Consider the following 19,351-nt stretch of genomic DNA (forward strand, 5'->3'; position numbering starts at 1 on the left):
CATAACGCCCAAAGCAGCGGCCGAGCTGAGCGAGGTCCAGCCCCGCAGGGGCGATGCTGCCTTTGCTTGTTAAGTGCTCGGCTATTTGCATGCTAAACACTCTGCCAGATTACTTGTTGAATACTCCGCATACCAATGCGGGTTGTTGATTTTTCGATACCCCAAAGTCCCTTTATCGTACGTACCGTGAAAACGCCGCTTTAGAATAACTAGTTTTTTGCACTTAGGCGGCCAGGCTGAATCCTCGGCGACTTCATTACCGCGAGCCAGCTCCGACTTAAGAATTTCGTTCAACTCATCTGACTCAAACAAACCATGACTCCCTTGCGCACTTAACGCCCACAGCAGGGGCGGCTTACCTTGTGCGCTTTTTGCGCGAAACTGGGAGCGAAGCGACCCGCGCAAAACGTGCGCAAGGTAAGCCGTCCCGCGGAGCCCCGAAGGGGCGTAGCTTTACTGCCTGTGATTGTTATGTTTACAACCACCGAAGTTTTTTACAAGCCCACAAGATTCCGTTAAGAGTTGTTGCCATTATCAGAGGAAAAAAAATTAAAAACCATGGATTGTTGCCGAATTGAAACCAAACCCAAAATGGTATGAAAACTAAACAGTATCCCATGAAGAGAAAAGCCCATGGGGCTTCTTCAACTGCACGACTCAGTCCAACGATTTGGATTCGGCTTACCGTCCACCAGCATGCAAGTAGGTACATAATAATTGCGCTAAAAACCAATGCGCTACTTAGCCCAGACTCATATAGCTTCCCAAAGAAAACTATAACCAGTCCACCAGCAATTACTGGATCAGTATTTTTGTAAAGGCTTTTTGGGTTCATCTTAAACATAACGCCCACAGCAGGGGCGGCTTACCTTATGCGCGTTTTGCGCGAAAATGGGAGCGAAGCGACCGCGCAAAACCTGCATAAGGTAAGCCGTCCCGCGGAGGGCCGAAGGCCCGGAGCTTCACTGCCTGTGATTGTTAAGTTTTGGCCGCGCCGGATCACTTTATGGCTGCCAATATAGCCAAGACTACAAAGGACAAAACCACCATGAGTATGGCAAGCATAGTAACTTGCATTGGAGAGATAGCCGTCAAGATTATGGCGCAAAGCCAAGCTATACCAATAACTAAAACTGATACTCCGAATGCCTTTTTATTCATGTGAAATTTCCCTATTCACTTTTTTCACGTAGTCGAACGTAAGCTTCTCAGGATGCTAGAAAACTTAACAGTTTATTCAAAGGACGCGTCTATTTATCCCAGCGTCGGCTATCTATACCTGGCTGAGACCAAGCCTTCTGGGATTTACCTTACATTTCATAGACTTAGCGCCAAGACTGAGCGCAGGGCCGCTACAAAACAAGACGCGTCGTGAGTTTCCCCCTGAATTTTCGTCAATTGATCTTAAATGTTACCCCTTGCAAGTCAACGACTTATGCCCATTTTCCCGTGGATAGAAGACGCGGCTCGTGATCCAGGTGCTTGACGACCTGAGGGAAGGCTCAATACTGTACATGTGAACAGTATTGAGGGCTTGTCATGGATGATATTCGTCACCGCATCCCCCAGGCGAAAGCCGGGGGTTTTATACAGAGGTTGCGCCTCCATATCCGAGAAGCGGGACTATCGTACCGGACTGAGCAGACCTACATACATTGGGTCAAGCGCTTCATTCACTTTCACAATCTGCGCCACCCGGAGGAGATGGGTCTAGCGGAAATCGAAGCATACCTCACGCACCTGGGCACGGAACGGGATTGTTCGGTGAACACCCAGCGTATTGCCCTCAATGCGCTGGTGTATCTCTACAAGCGGTTCCTTGGGCGGGACACCGGTGCACTGGATTTCAAACCGGCACAGCGAGCGCGGCGCCTGCCAGTTGTCTACAGCCCGGCGGAGATCACGGCAATCCTGGGCCAGCTTGAGGGTGTCTACCGGTTACAGGTGGAATTGATGTATGGCACCGGCCTCCGGAGTGCAGAGCTGCTGTCGCTGCGGGTAAAGGATATCGATTTCGGCAGCAACAATATTTATGTCCGTGCGGGCAAGGGCAACAAGGACCGCACCACCATGCTACCGCAGGCGTTGATTCCGGAGCTGCGGCGGCAGATCCGGCGTGTAGAGCTGCTGCATGCGCAGGACCTTGTGGAGGGCCTCGGCGAGGTGTACCTGCCGGACGCCCTTGCCCGTAAGTATCCCGCTGCGGCACGGGAGCTGGGCTGGCAGTACCTGTTTCCGTCGGCCGTTACTGGTATCGATCCTCGCTCGGGAACAGAGCGCCGCCACCATATGCACGCCTCGACGCTGGTAAAGCACGTGCGCCGCGCAGTTCGCAGCGCCGGCATCCGCAAGCCAGCCCGCACCCACGCCTTCCGCCACAGTTTTGCCACCCACCTGCTTGAGTCGGGCTACGACCTGCGGACTATCCAGGAGCTTCTCGGCCACGCAGATGTCGGTACCACGGAAATCTACACGCACGTGGTAAACCGGGGCGGCAAGGGAGTGCTTAGCCCTGCCGACCGCCTGAGGGCTACTACTACCGGTACCGGCAGCTGCTAGGGGCATAATCATATAGGCACAGCATCCCCGGCCGGCTGCCTATTCATTGGGCTTGTGCATGTTGAACTGTAAAACGGCGCCGTCCCCGGGCTAGAATGACCTTAAGTTCACAAGCCAGCCACCCGGAATGCCGTACGAGTTCACCAGCCTGCAGCAGCTGCTAGCCCACATCGCCCAGTCAGCCGAAGAGCGCAACCGCGTGTCGCTGGGTATGGTCCTGGACGCCGTGGGACCCCGCTCGTTTGCGCCGGTATTGTTGATGGTTGGCCTGATCGTGTTTTCGCCCCTCTCCGGCATTCCGGGCCTGCCCACGGTAATGGCGCTGCTGGTGCTACTGGTCTCCGTGCAACTGCTGATCGGCCGTCACCATTTCTGGATGCCGCAGTGGATACTGCGCCGCTCGATCTCCAAGAAGAAGCTGCTGCGGGCACTCAAGTGGCTGGACAAGCCGGCTGCCTTTATCGACCGCTGGCTGAAGCCCCGCCTGCGCTTCCTGGTGCAGCGCACCGGCACCTTTGTGATAGCACTGATCTGCACGGCCATCGCGCTCGGGATGCCGGTCATGGAGCTGGTGCCTTTCTCTGCCAGCATGGCGGGCGCGGCTCTCATGGCGTTCGGCCTGGCGCTGGTGGCGCAGGACGGCGTGCTGGCGCTGGTCGCCTTCACACTGACCGGCCTGGTCGTGTTGATGATTGTTGTCGGCCTGCTTCAGTTACCGGATGCGAAGGCCAGCGATTGGGTGAGCGCGAAGATCGCATTGGATTGCCCGCTTAGCGCAGCCCACTCTCCTTTGCCGTCCGGTCTGCACATAGCCCCAGCCACTCCGGCCGCCGGGTGATCACAGCGATGGCGAGCAGGTCGTAGACCGCGTGCCAGGTCACTACCAAGATGACACTTCCGGATAGCCAGTAGGCAGTGCCCAGAAACAGGCCAAAGACCAGGGTCACAAAAAAATACAGGGGAGTCATTGCGTGCAGGAGGGCGAACAGGACAGAGGCAATGACAATGCTCCAGGCCGGCGACGCCCACTCCGCCAGCCACCCCTGCAGCAGTACCCGGAACACCACCTCTTCGCCCAGGCCCGCCAGCAGGGACACCAGCACCAGCTGCGGCCAGGTGATACCGGCCAGCAGCGGACGCAGCATGGTGACGATACGCCGCAGCCTGCGACCTATGGGCAGCGACAGGCGTGTCAGCCACGCTGCCAGGCCATAGCTTGCCACAGCGGCGATACAGCCCCAGGAGAACGCACCGTAGCCGAGCGTTCCCAGCCACGAGAATGGCACCCCCACCCAGAGGGTCACGGCAGCACCTGCCAACAACAGCCATAACTGCAACCTGATCAGCAGGCCGGTTTTCACAGCGCCCCGCGGCTCCAGATACTCCATACTCTCTCCCTGTCGCAGGCGGCCGCCGGCGGGGTCAGTCCGATTCCGGCGCGAGCACAGCCACCAGCCTCGCCCGCCCATCGCCGTCCACCCTGAGCCGCGCTTCCGCGGCATCGCGCAACACTTTCTCCAACCGCAGGGCCTCTTGTTTCGGCGCGAAGAATGCCTCGATACCGTAGCGCACGCGGTAGGCTTCGCCGCTATCACGGAACCAGCTGCCGCTGACGCGGCCGCGCAGGAATATGCCCTCTTCCGGCTCCTCCAGACCGGCACCGGCCAGGCGGTAGAGCCCCGAACCGGTTTTCTCGAGGGAGACATACACCACTTCGCCCTGGCGCAGGGACCTGTCACCGAACAGAGACGCGTCCAGTTCGGAAAAGGGGTATTGCAGGCGGGCATAGTTGCCGCGGAACATGGAACGCGGGTCCACGGGCACGGTCTTTACGCGGATCTCCTCGCCGGTCCACAGCGGTAATTGCGCCTTCACGTACATGCCGGTCAACACCAGGAACTGGAACAGGATGGCCGCGGCCAGGGCGGCAGTGGCTTTCGGTTTCATCGCGATCCCTCCCCGTCCGACTCCCCCTGGCCGGGCTGGTAGTGCTTCCAGTAGCGGGCCGCGCCCAACAACAACAATGCGAATACGGCGAACATGGCGGCACCGCCGATATAGTCACCAATCAGGTCGATATAGCGCAGGAATGCCGTAACCAGCATGGCCGCCACTCCCAGGAAAAAGTAATGGGAAATGCCGTGGTGAATACCCCGCACCACCAGCCAGATACCGAACCCCACCATCAGGAAGTTGGCGGCCACCTGGAAATACACGGCATAGCCCTCGTCGCCGAGAGTGGAGACCGCCAGCACGGCCAGCCACAGTGACGCGGTGAGAGCCCCGGCGAGAACCAGCCTGTCCGCCGAGCGCGCCAGCCACAGGGTCGGCACTGCGAAGAGCACCAGTACCAGCCACATGCCCAGTGGGTGCTGCCAGGCCGCATCCAGTAACTCCTCCCAGGGCCCGGCAAAGCCGAGCACTACCAGCGAGACCACCGCGAAGCGCAGGCACCAGATGGAAATTACTGCGGCGTAGTCCCGGGACTTGGTGCCCTCCCGGCGATACAGCCACTGCCCAAATACCGACAATAGCAGGAACATGGCGGCGGCCACCGCCAGGTGCTCGGCGTGCAGGTCAAACAGGTAAAAGGACTCGGCCTCGCGCCACAGGGCCGCCAGGGAATACTCGACCCAGAAGCCGGTACTGGCAATCACCAGCAATAACAGCAGCACGCTCTGCGGCCCGCGCAGAAGCACGAATAACTGGGCGAGGACAAACAGCGGGAACAGCGCCGGGTAGAACCCGAAAGATACCTCTATAAAGAACCACAGCAGCGCCAGTAGCCCGGACTGCATGGCCAGCCACGGATTGCGGGTGAACACCGCGAACGGCAGGCTGCCCAGCGCCCACCAGAAGATGCCGTCGGGCATATACTCGCCCAGGTGATAGATCTGGGCGATCAGGATGATCGCGGCCCCGAAGAACAGGTTGCCCAGCAGGAACAGCCCCACCCCGCCGCTGCGGTCGCCCTGCAGGTAGCGCTTCATGCCAAGCGCCTGTGTCCCTAGGGTGATGGCGATCAGGCCCCACATACGCAGCGCCCGCGGGATTTCGTCCCAGTTGGCGCCCAGCAGGGTGATCAACGCCAGGCCGATAAACAGGAAGCCCAGCCCCACCAGCACGTTGTAACCGAAGCTGCGGTTGCGGGCCTGCTCGTAGTCCACTCCGTAACGGGTGCAGATGGCCTCCGCCTGTGCGCGGCTGATCAGTCCCTCATCTACCCACTCCGCCGATTCGCGGGCGAGGTCATTTTTCAGTAATCGGATGAGTCGCATGGGGCTTTGGCAGGTCCTTGCAGGTTTTTAGACGAATGGGAGCCAAAGCTCCGATAACGATCCCGACGTGGTGGTCACAACCAGTATCCCACACGCCGACATAGACGCAACACGCCCGGACGGTCAAACATGAGCTATTAGAGGACATCATATGATTGCGAGCAGCTATCATCGCCATTTAAATAGATTATTTTAATGAGTCACTCAAAGCCCATAGTATTTTCCTCGTTCCAGACAAACCCAAACCAACTTTCACGGCAACGAGGAGACACCCTATGTCCCGTTATATCGAATCCGAACTGAAACCCTTCCAGGCCAAGGCTTACCAGGCTGGCGACTTCTTTGACATCAGCGATGCCGACGTCAAGGGCAAGTGGTCCGTGTTCTTCTTCTACCCGGCAGACTTCACCTTCGTCTGCCCCACCGAGCTGGGCGACCTGGCCGACAACTATGAAGAGTTCCAGAAGCTGGGCGTGGAGATCTATTCCGTTTCCACCGATACCCACTTCACCCACAAGGCATGGCACGACACCTCCGAGACCATCGGCAAGATCCAGTTCCCGATGATCGGCGACCCCACCGGCACCATCACCCGCAACTTCGGCGTGATGATCGAGGAGGAAGGCATCGCCGACCGCGGCACCTTCGTGATCGATCCGGAGGGCAAGATCCAGATCGTGGAGATCACTGCCGGTGGTATCGGCCGCGATGCCAGCGAGCTGCTGCGCAAGATCAAGGCCGCCCAGTACGTTGCCGCGCATCCGGGAGAAGTCTGCCCGGCCAAGTGGCAGGAAGGCGAGGAAACCCTGGCGCCGTCCCTGGACCTGGTCGGCAAGATCTAAGCCGGCCCCGAATGTAGGAGCCTGCTCGCAGGCGAAACCCACTGAGCCTCCGGGCTTCGCCGGCGGACCGGCTCCTGCACCTACCCTCATCCCCCGAGGGACCATCCCAAGCCTGGCCCGCACCCGCGGGCCCTTTTTACCGAATTCATACAGGACACACCGATGTTGGATGCAAACCTGAAGAAACAGCTGGACACCTACCTGCAGAATATCGTCGATCCGATCGAGGTTCGTGTGTCCGGTGACAACAGCCCCAAATCCGCCGAGCTGGAGCAGCTCGCCAATGAAATTGCCGGTCTCTCACCAAAGATCGAGGCCAAACCGGGCAAAGCGAGGCGGACACCGAGCATGGCCGTGGGCCCCGCGGGCGACGAGCCCCGCGTAAGCTTTGCCGGTATTCCCCTGGGCCACGAATTCACCTCGCTGGTGCTCGCCCTGCTGCAGGCCGGCGGCCACCCGTCCAAGGCCGACCCGCAGGTGCTGGAGCAGATTCGCCAGCTGGAAGGTGAATTCCACTTCGAAACCTATATCTCGCTGTCATGCCAGAACTGTCCTGACGTGGTGCAGGCGCTGAACCTGATGGCCACCCTGAACCCGAACATCACCCACGAGATGATCGACGGCGCCCTGTTCCAGGAAGAGGTGGAGCGGCGCAATGTGATGGCGGTGCCATCGGTATACCTGAACGGCGAGCATTTCAGCCAGGGCCGCATGACCCTGCAGGAGATCGTCGACAAGATCGACACGGGCTCAGCGGAGCGCAAGGCTGCCGAACTGGACCAGCGCGAACCCTACGACATGCTGGTGGTGGGTGGTGGCCCGGCCGGCGCCGCTGCCGCCATCTACGCCGCACGCAAGGGCATCCGCACGGGACTGGTGGCCGAGCGCTTCGGCGGCCAGGTAATGGATACCGTGGGCATCGAAAACTTTATCTCCGTGCCCTATACCGAGGGCCCGAAACTTTCGGCTGGCCTCGAGCAGCACGTTAAAGAATACGGTGTGGACATCATCACCGAGCAGCGCGCGGCATCAATACAGCGCAACCAGCTGCTGGAACTGGAGCTGCAGAGCGGCGCCACCCTGGCGAGTCGCTCGGTGGTACTGGCCACCGGCGCGCGCTGGCGTGAACTGGGCGTGCCCGGCGAGGCCGAGTACCGCACTAAAGGTGTAGCCTACTGCCCGCACTGCGACGGCCCCTTCTTCAAGGGCAAGCATGTAGCGGTGATCGGGGGCGGCAACTCTGGTATCGAGGCCGCCATCGACCTGGCCGGTATCGTCAGGCATGTCACCGTGCTGGAATTCGCCGATACCCTGCGGGCCGACGAGGTACTGGTGCGCAAGGCGCGCTCCATGGGCAATGTGGACATCATCACCAATGCCCAGACCACCGCAATTGTCGGCGATGGCAAAAAGGTTTCTGGCCTGCATTACACCGACCGTGTCAGCGGCGAAAGCAAGGCGCTGGAATTGGCCGGCGTCTTCGTGCAGATCGGCCTGGTGCCCAACACCGAATTCCTGCGCGACAGCGACGTCGAACTGAACCGCATGGGTGAAATCGAGATAGACAGTCGTGGGGCCACTTCGCTACCCGGCGTGTTCGCCGCCGGCGACGCTACCACGGTGCCATACAAGCAGATCGTGATCTCCATGGGACAGGGAGCCACCGCGGCCCTGGGAGCGTTTGACTACCTGATCCGCAGTGACATAGAGACCGCGGAGGAACCTGGCCAGGCAACAGAAGCCTCTGCCGCATAAGCCCTTCCGCCACTTGCCCGGTACAGGAGTACCGGGCAAGTATCCGGTGCACCCCGGCTACGTCACAGCGCGATTGGTTAAGATTGTCTGCAGCGGTGAGGGGTTGACCGGTCCCACCTCCAACACATTGAAGCACAGCCAGCTTCCTTTGCCATGTTGAAGCAAGTTGGCTATTGTCATCCCTGCCCCGGGACCGCCGGCGTCTTTCGCGATGGCAATCCCGGCCCAAATTAACCATAACCAAAACCATAGGAGTCTCCATGCGCACCAAAACTTTTATTGCCGCACTGGCTGCCTCACTCGCGTGCCTGTCCCAGGCCGCTTTCGCAGGGTGGGAAGTCAGCGCGGAACAATCTGAGATCAGTTTTGTATCGGTCAAGAAAACCAGGGTCGCGGAGACACACAAATTCAACAGTGTGAGTGGGGATGTCACTGACAGTGGCCGGGCAACCATCAACATCGCACTTGCCAGCGTCGAGACAGGAATACCCATCCGCAACGAGCGCCTGCAGTCCATGTTATTCCATACCGAGCGCTTCCCCACCGCCACGGTCTCGGCCCAGATCGACAGCGATAAACTCGCCGGCCTGCAGGCGGGGCAGAGCTACTCCGCCGAGGTTCCTCTCAAGCTTTCCCTTGCGGGGAGCCAGCATACGGAATCTGCAAAACTGCGGGTCACCGGCCTTGAGGGCGGCCGCGCCCTGGTCACGACCGCAGAACCCATCGTAATCGATGCCGCTGACTACGGGCTGGTGCAGGGAATCGAAAAGCTTCGCGAGGTCGCAGGCCTCGACGCCATAAGCCCAATTGTGCCGGTTACTTTCCAGCTGGTCCTGGACAGGAGCTGACCGCGCCTCATGCCCGCATTACTGCAGCCGCAGTAATGCGGCTTAATTCGCTTGCCGCTCGCCAGGGCGACGCTGCGCCCCTTCGATCGTGGCAGCATTGTTGCCCCGGAAAATAATCAGTACCCTCAGTGGTAAATACCAGGTTCGCCTGCTGCACGGCAGTCGGTCATCAGGAAAACATGCGGGAGGGACTCCAGTGCGCACCCTGAAACTTTTTTTACCAAGCCTGTTTACCATTCTGGCCAGCGGCGGGCTAGCAGCAAAAACCGCATCCCCCCTTCCCGATAATCTGCTCCTTGAACGACTCGACTACGGTTATGGACTTACCGAGGGACCGCTCTGGCACCAGGGCTACCTCTACTTCTGTGATGTCGGGGGAGGAACAGCCTATCGCTGGCAGCCCAGCGGCCCCACCCAGGTGGTGGTCAGGCCCTCGGGAGACTGCAGCAGCCTGGCGCTGTCCGCAGGCCAGCAACTGGTAATGGCACAGCAAAAGGCGCGCAGGGTGGCGCATCTCAAGGGAGATGGCACACAGGAGGTGCTGGCCAGTCACTACCAAGGCAAGCGGCTGAATCGGCCCAACGACCTGGTCGTGCACGAGGACGGCTCTATCTACTTCACCGACCCGGCACTCGGCCTCTCTGAGGATAAGCAACAACTGGACTTTACCGGAATCTACCGCATAACCGGCCCGGGCCAGCTGGAACTGCTCGACAGTACAGTCTCCCAGCCAAACGGTATCGCCTTTTCCCCGGACTACCGGACCCTCTACGTGACGAACTCATTTGATCGCGAAGTGCTCGCGTTTGATGTTGACGGCCACCGACTCAGCAACAAGCGGGTCTTTGCCCGCATCAGCGCAGATACCGGCGCTGCCGACGGCCTGCTCACCGACAGCAAGGGCAACCTGTTCGTGGCAGGCCCGGGTGGGGTATGGGTTTTCTCCGCCCATGGCGACCTGCTGGACAAAATCAGGATTCCCGGTCTGCAGACTACCAACGTCGCCTGGGCCGGCAGCGGTGAGCAGGACCTGATGATCACCGCCATGGACTCTGTTTACCGGATCCAGTGGCAGCCAGTTCCAGCCAAAACCAAGTCCCTCGATTACCACAAGATCCTGAACAGCTATGCCGGCCGTTACCGCCTGGTCAGTGGGGGGAGACTGGATGTCATTCAGGAAGGTACTCAACTTTATCTGCGAGAGGCCGGTAAGGAAATCGAGCTGCTTCCAGAACCGGGCAACCTTTTTCACTCGAGAGAACTGGATATCAAATTGGAGTTCGAGCGCCACCCCAATGGTGAAACCACCGGCCTGTTACTCCACCAGGATGGGTTCAAGATACCTGCCAAAAAGTTTCCTGCGAATCACAATCCCGGCTAAGCGGGTTTACTGGCCACGGTCGCGCTCCCGGGAAAGGTATTGCCGGTGCCCGACCGGTGCACGAAAGCTGGTCGTCTGAAGCGGAGGGGGCACGGCTGCACAAGCAGGCACCATAGTCCACTTTGCGCATGACAGGCGCGGAAACACCCGCGCCACGCTCTCCATTTGCCATCCCTGCGCTGGCCAGTCCGCCCCCGCGAACAGCGGCAAAATAAGTGTTGACTTGGTAACCAGCACCTATACACTGACCACAGCTAGAAAATCAGCTCCTGTTGACCCACTCCGGTTTCGAAGCATTAGTCATAATCCTCGTTCTGTAGCACCGCAATATCAGCCAATTTTCCGGCTTCCCCGAATTCACGGGATATCAATCACCCATTTCTATAGGACGTAAATTATGTCTAATACCGTTAAAGGCACCGTAAAGTGGTTTGACGAATCCAAGGGCTTCGGTTTCATCGAGCAGCAATCCGGTCCCGACGTTTTCGCCCATTACAGCGCCATTGCTGATTCCGGCTTCAAGACCCTGGCCGATGGCCAGCAGGTAGAGTTCACCGTTACCGAAGGCCCCAAGGGCCTGCAGGCGGCGAATATCGTGGTCGTCTAAAGCCGATTGGCGCACCGCCGGCACCCCGGCGGCGCGCACTCTGCCGGTGCCCGCGGGCGCCAGGAAAAGCAAAGCAGCCGCTTTGCTTTTTTTATGAAAGGCGTATGGCGGGTTTTTCACCGCGCGCAAGGGCACCCGCTCCCCCAGCCACGTTCATCGCTTCCCCGCCTCACGCAAAAGCCATGTGTAACAGTGCGTCTGCGCCCCCTCTTCCTGAACCACTCTGGCAAGCAGCCTTTGTCGGAGGACTCTACGTCCTTCCCTCTACCCGGGACTGAAGCTCCCGAACCTCTAGAGCATTAAGCCGCGCTTTCAGAGGGCTTTGGCCCAAAAAACCGGTAGTACATAACCGGCACCACCAGCATATTCAGCGCGGTGGAGCTAAGCAGGCCACACAGGATGACGATTGCCATGGGCGCCTGTATCTCGCTACCGGGCTGGCCTGCAGCCAGGGCCAGCGGGATCAGCGCGAACGCAGTAGCCAGCGCCGTCATCAGGATCGGCACCAGCCTTTCTTCCGCCCCGCGCCGGATGGCAGTTGCCAGGTCGAAGCCCTCGTCGCGCTGCAGCCGCCCGATGTGGTCTACCAGGATCACACCATTGCGCGTGGCGATACCGAACAGGGTAATGAAGCCGATTACCGCGGCAATGGTAACAATGCCGTCGGTCAGCCAGACCCCCACCACCCCGCCGATCAGGGCCAGGGGCAGGTTCAGCATTACCAGCCAGGCTTCGCGGGTATTGCCGAAAGCCGCCACCAGCAGCAGGAAGATACCCACGATCACCAGGGCGCCGAGAAACAGTAGCCGGGTAGCGGCGGCTTCCGCGCTCTGGAACTGGCCGCCGTACTCGATGTGGTAACCGGTGGGCAGGGTGATGCTGTCGCCGAGCGCCGTGCGGATATCTTCCACCACGCTGATCAGGTCGCGCCCGGCGACATTGGCCATGACCACCAGCTTGCGCTGAACGTTTTCGCGGCTGATGGTGTTGGCGCCGCGCTCGCGGCGGATATCGGCGATGGCGGCGAAGGGCACGCGAGCACCGGAATCGAGGGTGAGCATGGTCTCGCGCAGCGTATCGATATTTTCCCGGGCGCTTTCCGGGAACCGCACCACCAGGTCAAAACTGGCCTGCCCTTCCAGGATGCGCCCCACCTCGGTACCGGTGAAGGCCGTTTCCAGCGCTTCGGCCGCCTCGGCGACCGTCATGCCGTAATTGGCCAGCGCCGGGCGATTAAAATTCACCGCGACGAACGGAATCTCGCTCTGCTGTTCCATCGCCACGTCTACCGCACCGGGAATTTCTGCCACACGGGATTCCACTTGTTTTCCCAGGCGGCGCAATTCGGACATGTCTTCGCCAAATATCTTGATGGCGATATTCGCGCGGGTACCGGACAGCATATGGTCGATCCGGTGCGAGATCGGCTGGCCGATAATCACATTGGTGCCGGGAATGGCGGCGAAGCGCTGGCGCAGGCTCGCCAGCAGCTCCGCTTTCTCACGTTCCTGCATTTCCAGGGTGACATCAATTTCGGAGGCAAACACCTGCTGGGCGTGGGGGTCCAGCTCGGCACGCCCGGTGCGGCGCGCGGTGGCCACCACTTCCGGCTGCTCCAGCAGGATCTCCTCCACCCGCTGGCCGATCCCGTCCGAGGTCTCCAGCGATGTGCCCGGCAGGGTCACCACGCTGATGGTCAGGCTGCCTTCGTTGAATTCCGGCAGGAATCCCCGGCCCGCGAATACCAGGCCGGCAATGGCTACCAGCAGCAAGGCGGTGGAACCAATCAGGACGCTGCGCCAGTAACGCATGGCGCCGGCCAGGATCGGGCGGTAGCGCATCTTCAGCCAGCGGATGAAGCGGGTGTCGTGATGGCTGTCTACCGCCTTGGTGCCCGGGAGTGCCAGCAGCGACAACACCGGCGTGACGGTGACCGCCACCAGCAGCGAGGCCGCCAGGGACACCACGTAGGCCAGGCCCAGGGGTTCCAGCAACCTGCCCTCCACGCCGGTCAGGAAAAACAGCGGCAGGAACACGAGGATGATGATCAGGGTCGCGAAAACAATGGAGCCCTCGATCTCGCGGGTCGCATCGAACACCACCCGGGTAGTATCGCGCCGTTCCGCCTCCGGCAACGCCTGGTTTTCCCGCAGGCGCCGCACAATGTTCTCCACCACGATGATGGCATCGTCTACCAGCGCCCCCAGGGCAATGGCCATGCCGCCCAGGGTCATGGTGTTGATGCTGCCGCCGAGGTGGCGGATCACCAGCACCGCCACCAGCAGCGACAGCGGGATGGCCAGCAGTGCGATACCGGTCGCCCGCGCGCTGAACAGAAAGGCGAACATGATGGCGACCACCAGGATCGCGCCGTCGCGCAGGGCCTCAGCCAGGTTGTCGATGGCCACGTTGATGAAATCCGCCTGGCGGAAGGCATCGGTCTCGATCTGCATGCCTTTCGGCAGGGAGGCCTCGATATCGGCGATCACTGTATCGAGGCGCTCGGTCAGGGCCAGCGTATTCACGTCGGGCTGCTTCTGGATACCGAGCACCACCGCCGCCTCGCCGCGGTAGGAGCCGGTACCGCGCCGCGGTGCCGGCCCCGTCTGGACACTGGCCAGGTCGCGCACCAGCACGGGCATCCCCTCGCGGGTGGTCACCACCGCCTGGCGGATATCCTCCAGCCCGCGGGCGCGACCCACGCCCTGGATCAGGAACTCCTGGTTGTTCTCAGTAACGAAGCCGGCGGACGAGTTCTGGCTGGCAGCGGCCACCGCCTGGCGCAGCTCGCCCAGGGTTACGCCGTAGGCCGCCAGGCGCTCCGGCGTGGCCACCACCTGGAACTGGCGGGTCTGGCCGCCGGTGGGTATAACTTCGGCCACGCCCGGCACGGCCAGAAGGCGCCGGCGCACTACCCAGTCGGCAGTGGTCTTCAGGGTCATCTCGTCGTGCACGTCCGAGGTCAGCGCGATAAACAGGATCTCTCCCATGATCGAGGTGACCGGGGCCAACACCGGTGGCGGCAGGTCCGGGGGCAGCGCGGTGCGCGCCGTCTGCAGCTTCTCGGACACGATCTGGCGGGCGCGATAGATATCGGTTCCCCAGTCGAATTCCACCGTCACCACGCTGATGCCGATCCCGCTGTTGGAGCGCACCCGCCTGACGCCGCTGGCGCCATTCATGGCGGTTTCCAGCGGGAAAGTGACGAGGCGTTCCACATCCTCCGGCGGCATGCCGTGGGCCTCGGCCACCACCGTGACCGAGGGTGCGGTCAGGTCGGGAAAGACATCCACCGGCGCCTTCAGCGATGACCATGTCCCCCACACGAACAGCAGGGCAGCCGCGGCCAGGACCAGCAGGCGATTGGCCAGCGACCATTGGATAACGCGATCAATCATTCATTATTCCCAGCATCAGTGTGCGTGGCCGTGGCCCACTTCCTCGCCGCCGGTGGCCGCGAGCTTGACGAAATAGGCTCCCCGGGAGGCAACCCGCTCGCCCGCTGTCACGCCGCCCAGCACCTCGACCAGCTCACCGTCGACGATGCCCAGCTCCACCGGGCGACGGGCGAAGGTCTCTCCCCCCGTCTGCACGTACACCACCGTGCGGCCACCGTCATCGATTACCGCGCTGCGCGGAATGGCGAGCCTCGGTTCCGCCACTGCCGTGAATAGGTGCGCGGGCAGGCGGGCGCCGAGGATGGCCGGTCCCAGGCCAATCGGGTACTCGATGGTGACGCTGGCCGTGCGTGTTTGTGGATCCACTGCAGAGCTGGTCTGCACCACCCGCGCACCAGTTGCCTCATCGAGTACCACCGTCTCGCCTGCGGCATTCTCGAGCCAGGCGCCCGTGGCTGCGGGAACCTCCGCCGCAAAGCGTTCCGGCACCGCCAGCTCGAGCCAGCGACGATCCCTGGAGGCGATGCGGAAAACCCGCTCGCCGGCGCGGACAAAGGCACCGGGACGGGCATTGAACTCGACCACTTCCCCCGCCACTGGCGTGCGCAGGGCAATACCGGCCTCGGCGCCGCCGCGCTGGTATTGCTCGACCCGCGCCTCCGCCGCAGCGAATTCCGCTTTCGCGACCTCGAGCTTCTCCCGGGCTTCCAGCAGGCGGCGCTCGGCGACGGCCCCCTGTTCGTAGAGTCGTGTCAGCCGCTTTACATCGCGCTGGGCCAGCGCCAGCTGCGAGCGGCTCCGCTCCAGCGACACCAGCAACTGACCGAAATCGGTCTCGCCGCCCAGGCGCGGCACCAGGTAACCCAGTACCGCGCCGGCCTCGACGGTATCCCCGGCCCGGGCCTGGCCGGCGTGGGAGAAGTAACCGTCCGAGGGCGCACGGATCTCGGCCCCGGCGTCCGCCGGGGCCTCAACGGTGGCAAATGCCGGCACCGACGGGCGCATGGGCCGCTGCCTCACCTCGGCCGAGGCAAAGGGGTTATTCCACTGCTGTTCCTTCAGGTAGGTGATATCCCCTTCCGGCTCGGGCTGGGTGACTTCGGCCTCTGTGGCCGACGGGTAGACCGTCACCATTCCCAGGTCGTGGGTCGCCTGGAGGTCTCCGTCCTGCACCTCGACCAGCAGGCGGAACTGCCCCGCCTCGCGCGGTTTGACGCCGGGAGTGAAGATGCCGGTGCGTGCGGGCTCGCGTACCCGGAAACGGGCAGCCGTGCGTTCACCCCGCTTGAGGATCACGTCCATGCGGCCGCTGTCCAGCGGCGCGGAATCGGCCAGCCGTGTCACATGCGCGGCAAATCGTGATGTCTCACCTGCGACCAGTGGCGGGAACTCCACGAACAGCTCTGTCGTGTCGGTGTAGTCAGTGAAAACCAGGGCCGGGCCCGCATCGCCGTGGCCGTGGCCCCCCTCGCCGTGAGCCTCTCCCCCGTGACCATCCCCATGACCACCGCCGGGCCCGTGGGCATGGCCGTGGCCGCCGCCTGCGGGCTCACCGCAGGCAGTCAGCCCGACCGCGAGTACCGCAAGCAGCAGCGCCCGCGCGAAGTGTTCAGTGCTCATGCGGGGACTCGTCGTCGTGGCTGTGCTCGTGGGACTCCTCGTCTGCGGGCTCGTCAGCCTCCTCGTGGTGAGTCTCTTCATCGTGGGTATGGGTTTCATCATGAGTATGCGTTGCATCGCCGTGCGTGTGCTCGCCCTCTTCGGCAGCGGCCCCGGACTCGGTGGCCGGGGCGGCACTTTCGGCCTCGTCGCCGTAATACGCCTCGGTCTCGGTTTCGTCGTGGGAATGGGCCCCGTCACCGTGGTCGTGTGCCTCGCCCTCTGCGTGGGCGTCATCGTGTGCATGCCCACCCTCTTCGTGGGAATGGGCTGCCTCGCCGTCGTGGGGATGACCGTGGTCCTCTTCCTGGCCGCAGGCGGCCAGCAGGAATGCGGAGAGCGCGATGGATAGGGTCAGGGCAAGCTTGTTCATAATTCACCTTTCATTAATTGAAGTTTGATGTAGGACTGTCTTGCAGCACGTGCGCGGCGGACCGCCTCGCGCTGTGTTGAGAGTTCGGTGCGATGGGCATCAATCAGTTCCAGGACACTGATTTCACCCGCCTCGTAGGCAGTTTCGGCAATCGCTACCAGTGACGCGCCTGAAGCGGCACTGCGGGCGGCCAGCGCCGCGCCCCGGCGGGCACGCAACTCCCGCAGCACCGCACGGGTGTCCGCCGCCAGCCGAGTCTCCAGCAGCGCCCGTTCGGCCCGCAACCGGCGGAAGCGGGCAGACTCTGCCCGCGCCTCGCCCGATCCGTTGTCGAACAGCGGTACTTCCACGCCGAGGGACAGCAGCTGGCCATCGGCGGAGATATCGGGATCCTCGAACTCGCGCCGCCCGACCCCCAGGGTCAGCTCCGGCCAGCTGCGCCGGTCGGCTGCCTCGGCGGAGAAGGACGCAGCCCGCGCCTCCGCCTCCAGCGCCTGGAGTCCCGGGTGCGCGGCAAACACCGCGGACACATCTACCGTATCCGCTGCCGGCGGGAGCAAACCGCTGACCAGTGGAGCGGGCTCGCTCCCGATGAGGCTGAACAGGCGATCGGCCGCCGATTCAGCCTCGGCGCGGCTATCCAGCGCCTCGCCGCTCACCAGGGCCAGTTCCTTCTCCAGCCGCAGGGCATCAAAACGCGAGACGTCGCCCGCCCGGGCACGGTTGGCGACGGCGCTGGCCAGCTCTGCCAGCCGGTCGCGCCAGCGGGCCATCGCATTGGCCTCGCGCTCTGCCGCCACTGCGGCGTAATACTGGCGGCGCATCTCCGCCGCGATTTCCCGACGCTTCAGGTCGACCCGGGCGTTTTCTGCCAACCGCTCACTGGCCGCCGCCTCGCGCTCCAGTCCGTGCACGCCGGCGATATTGAAACGCTGTGTCAGCCACAGGTAACGCTCTTCGGCGGTACCGTTGTCGAAATCGAGGGCCTCGTTGCTGTACTCAATTTCCGGGTTGGCCCAACGGCCCGCCGCCGCGGCGCGCCCGGCAGCGGCGTCCCGCCGCGCTTCCAGCAGCGTGTGGATATCGGGCTGGCCGAGACCGCGCTGGACCGCCTCGGCTTCGGTGAGCCCCGGCGCGGCCCGTCCGGAAACTGCAAAGAGGCAGGCGCCCATCAGGAGAATAAGTCGCATGAAATCAGTGTCCCGTGAGGAACCCCAGCAGGGTTTCCAACTGGTGGTGCGCGCCGGCAAGCACCAGCGCAAAGATGGCAATACTGGCAAGGCAAGTGCCGGCGAACAGGATCCCTGTGCCTCTGGAGTGTTCCTGGGACAGCAGTCGCTCGATGCGAGCCAGCGGGTCGGCGCCCGCCACAGACAGCCCTGGTATCGAGTGATCTCTCTGAAGGCGGAAGACCTTGAGCAGCGTGGCCGCCACCTGCTCGCGGCCAAATCGGCCTGCCACCCGGTCATCGGCGCCCTCTTCCATCGCCTGGCGCCATTCACTGCGCAGCCGGCCTGCGGTCGCCGGCCACTGCAACAGCAAGAGAGTTTCAAACACGAGGTTGTAGAGAAGGTCCCGCGCGCGAATATGGGAAAACTCGTGGCTCACCACAATCCGCCCCTCCCGCGCCTCCAGTCCCTCCAGCAACCCCCGCGACAGGATCACCCGCGGTGCGAACGCGCCCGCAGTCACTGCAAAGGGACTCGGATCCTCCACCGTGCAAAGCCTGCGCGCCGGGGTACGACTCGCGGCCAGGCGCACAAGGCTGCGAATGCGCTGTCCGGCATGGTGCTCGCGGAGCACGAAGCGCCCGACCACGACGGCCAGCGAGACAAGTACCAACGTGGCAGTAAAGAATTCGACGAGACCGAGACGAATAGCCGGCAAATGGGTGAAACAGAGATGCGGGTGGCCCGCGCCGTGGTACACGCAGTGATCGAGGATCCAGCCCGCAGACTTGCCCAGTGCCGTGGAGCCAACGGCTATTAACACCGCGCCGCTGGCCATTAGCGGAATTGCAGCAAGGATGAAGCTGCGTTGCCGGCGCTCCATGGGTGAGAGGCGCTTGCCGAATGCCACACGCGAGACCAGCTCGCTCGCGAGGCAGCCCAGCAGCCAGGCGCCCAGCGCAATAAGCAGGAAAAGCCAGGCCAGGGCCGCGATAGAAGTCATTCTTCACGCTTCCTTGCCCGGCGCTTGCGCAGCTCTTCCTCGAGTCGCGCCAGGCTGGCCTCATCGATATCTTCAGCCGCGTCCACAAAGGCCGCCAGCGAGGCCACGGCATCGCCGCCGAAACGCCCCAGCGTCTCGCGGATATAGGAGGCAATCAGGCGCTCGCGCTCGACGCACGCCGAGTATCGGTAGGCATGTCCCCGCTTGCCGCGCGCGAGCAGTTCCTTGCGGTGCAGGCGCTCCAGGGTCGACTGTACTGTATTGAGGGAAATACCCCGCTGCCGGCCAATGCGTTCATGCACCTCTTTGGCCGAGCACTCCGGTGTCTCCCAGACGATCTCCAGCACCGCCACTTCCAGGTCGCCCAGGGCGGGGGTTGGCTTCGCAGGTCCGTTCACGGTGGCTCCAGCTTTGCGACAATACCCGGCAGTCTATCGCCCCAAAAAACCGATCGTCAATCGGTTTTCCAGGAGGGGCAC

Annotated in this window: 16 protein-coding genes; 7 read left to right on the forward strand and 9 right to left on the reverse strand. The window is 62.3% G+C overall.

The window, feature by feature from the left end; translation table 11 throughout:
• The first annotated feature begins 1,539 nt into the window (after positions 1-1,539).
• Together BLT26_RS00010 and BLT26_RS00015 are read left to right on the forward strand one after the other, a co-directional pair.
• Entirely contained in the window at positions 1,540-2,559 is a 1,020-nt protein-coding gene (locus tag BLT26_RS00010) for an integron integrase (protein ID WP_091506147.1), read from the forward strand.
• 127 nt (positions 2,560-2,686) lie between these two features.
• On the forward strand, positions 2,687-3,397 hold the full coding sequence (locus tag BLT26_RS00015) for an exopolysaccharide biosynthesis protein (protein ID WP_091506150.1): 711 nt from the start codon (positions 2,687-2,689) through the stop codon (positions 3,395-3,397).
• Here the strand turns inward: BLT26_RS00015 and BLT26_RS00020 are convergent.
• Genes BLT26_RS00020 through BLT26_RS00030 form a run of 3 tightly spaced genes read right to left on the reverse strand, consistent with a single transcriptional unit; the run spans position 3,330 to position 5,837 of the window.
• Positions 3,330-3,947 carry a CPBP family intramembrane glutamic endopeptidase gene (locus BLT26_RS00020; protein ID WP_175452979.1) on the reverse strand — a complete coding sequence of 206 codons (618 nt, stop codon included), beginning with the start codon at positions 3,945-3,947 and terminating at the stop codon, positions 3,330-3,332. The two genes, BLT26_RS00015 and BLT26_RS00020, sit on opposite strands and share 68 nt — an antisense overlap.
• A 34-nt stretch (positions 3,948-3,981) precedes the next feature.
• On the reverse strand, positions 3,982-4,506 hold the full coding sequence (locus tag BLT26_RS00025; RefSeq protein ID WP_091506158.1) for a GDYXXLXY domain-containing protein: 525 nt from the start codon (positions 4,504-4,506) through the stop codon (positions 3,982-3,984).
• Positions 4,503-5,837 carry a DUF2157 domain-containing protein gene (locus BLT26_RS00030; protein ID WP_091506162.1) on the reverse strand — a complete coding sequence of 445 codons (1,335 nt, stop codon included), beginning with the start codon at positions 5,835-5,837 and terminating at the stop codon, positions 4,503-4,505. Before BLT26_RS00030 ends, BLT26_RS00025 begins: the two co-directional genes overlap by 4 nt.
• 275 nt (positions 5,838-6,112) lie before the next feature.
• Between BLT26_RS00030 and ahpC the strand changes: the two genes are divergently transcribed.
• The 5 genes from ahpC to BLT26_RS00055 all read left to right on the forward strand — a co-directional run bounded on the left by ahpC (position 6,113) and on the right by BLT26_RS00055 (position 11,270).
• Positions 6,113-6,679 carry an alkyl hydroperoxide reductase subunit C gene (gene ahpC / locus BLT26_RS00035; RefSeq protein ID WP_091506166.1) on the forward strand — a complete coding sequence of 189 codons (567 nt, stop codon included), beginning with the start codon at positions 6,113-6,115 and terminating at the stop codon, positions 6,677-6,679.
• A 162-nt stretch (positions 6,680-6,841) separates the two neighbouring features.
• Positions 6,842-8,434 (forward strand): alkyl hydroperoxide reductase subunit F, encoded by a 1,593-nt coding sequence (gene ahpF, locus BLT26_RS00040; protein WP_091506169.1) that lies wholly within the window; start codon positions 6,842-6,844, stop codon positions 8,432-8,434.
• Between the two features lie 260 nt (positions 8,435-8,694).
• The gene (locus tag BLT26_RS00045; RefSeq protein ID WP_091506173.1) at positions 8,695-9,282 is read left to right on the forward strand and encodes a YceI family protein; all 588 of its coding nucleotides are present in this window, start codon (positions 8,695-8,697) and stop codon (positions 9,280-9,282) included.
• A 196-nt stretch (positions 9,283-9,478) separates the two neighbouring features.
• On the forward strand, positions 9,479-10,663 hold the full coding sequence (locus BLT26_RS00050) for an SMP-30/gluconolactonase/LRE family protein (protein ID WP_139169339.1): 1,185 nt from the start codon (positions 9,479-9,481) through the stop codon (positions 10,661-10,663).
• Positions 10,664-11,060: 397 nt separating this feature from the next.
• A complete protein-coding gene (locus BLT26_RS00055; RefSeq protein ID WP_091506181.1) occupies positions 11,061-11,270 on the forward strand; it encodes a cold-shock protein in 210 nt (69 codons plus the stop codon).
• 299 nt (positions 11,271-11,569) lie between these two features.
• Here the strand turns inward: BLT26_RS00055 and BLT26_RS00060 are convergent, their stop codons facing one another.
• From BLT26_RS00060 to BLT26_RS00080, 6 genes are read right to left on the reverse strand one after another with little or no spacing between them, the layout of a single operon-like run.
• Positions 11,570-14,668: an efflux RND transporter permease subunit gene (locus BLT26_RS00060; RefSeq protein ID WP_091506184.1), complete on the reverse strand. Its 3,099-nt coding sequence runs from the start codon at positions 14,666-14,668 to the stop codon at positions 11,570-11,572.
• Positions 14,669-14,683: 15 nt separating this feature from the next.
• Entirely contained in the window at positions 14,684-16,288 is a 1,605-nt protein-coding gene (locus tag BLT26_RS00065) for an efflux RND transporter periplasmic adaptor subunit (RefSeq protein ID WP_175452980.1), read from the reverse strand.
• A complete protein-coding gene (locus BLT26_RS16440; protein WP_175452981.1) occupies positions 16,278-16,700 on the reverse strand; it encodes a lipoprotein in 423 nt (140 codons plus the stop codon). Before BLT26_RS16440 ends, BLT26_RS00065 begins: the two co-directional genes overlap by 11 nt.
• A complete protein-coding gene (locus BLT26_RS00070) occupies positions 16,697-17,890 on the reverse strand; it encodes a TolC family protein (protein ID WP_175452982.1) in 1,194 nt (397 codons plus the stop codon). Before BLT26_RS00070 ends, BLT26_RS16440 begins: the two co-directional genes overlap by 4 nt.
• A 4-nt stretch (positions 17,891-17,894) precedes the next feature.
• A complete protein-coding gene (locus BLT26_RS00075; protein WP_091506196.1) occupies positions 17,895-18,872 on the reverse strand; it encodes a M56 family metallopeptidase in 978 nt (325 codons plus the stop codon).
• Complete coding sequence (locus tag BLT26_RS00080) at positions 18,869-19,270, reverse strand: BlaI/MecI/CopY family transcriptional regulator (RefSeq protein WP_091506200.1); 402 nt, start codon at positions 19,268-19,270, stop codon at positions 18,869-18,871. The genes BLT26_RS00075 and BLT26_RS00080 overlap by 4 nt, the downstream gene beginning before the upstream one ends.
• Positions 19,271-19,351 lie beyond the last annotated feature (81 nt).

Origin of the sequence: Microbulbifer yueqingensis (genome assembly GCF_900100355.1) — a bacterium.
Taxonomy (GTDB): Bacteria; Pseudomonadota; Gammaproteobacteria; order Pseudomonadales; family Cellvibrionaceae; genus Microbulbifer; species Microbulbifer yueqingensis.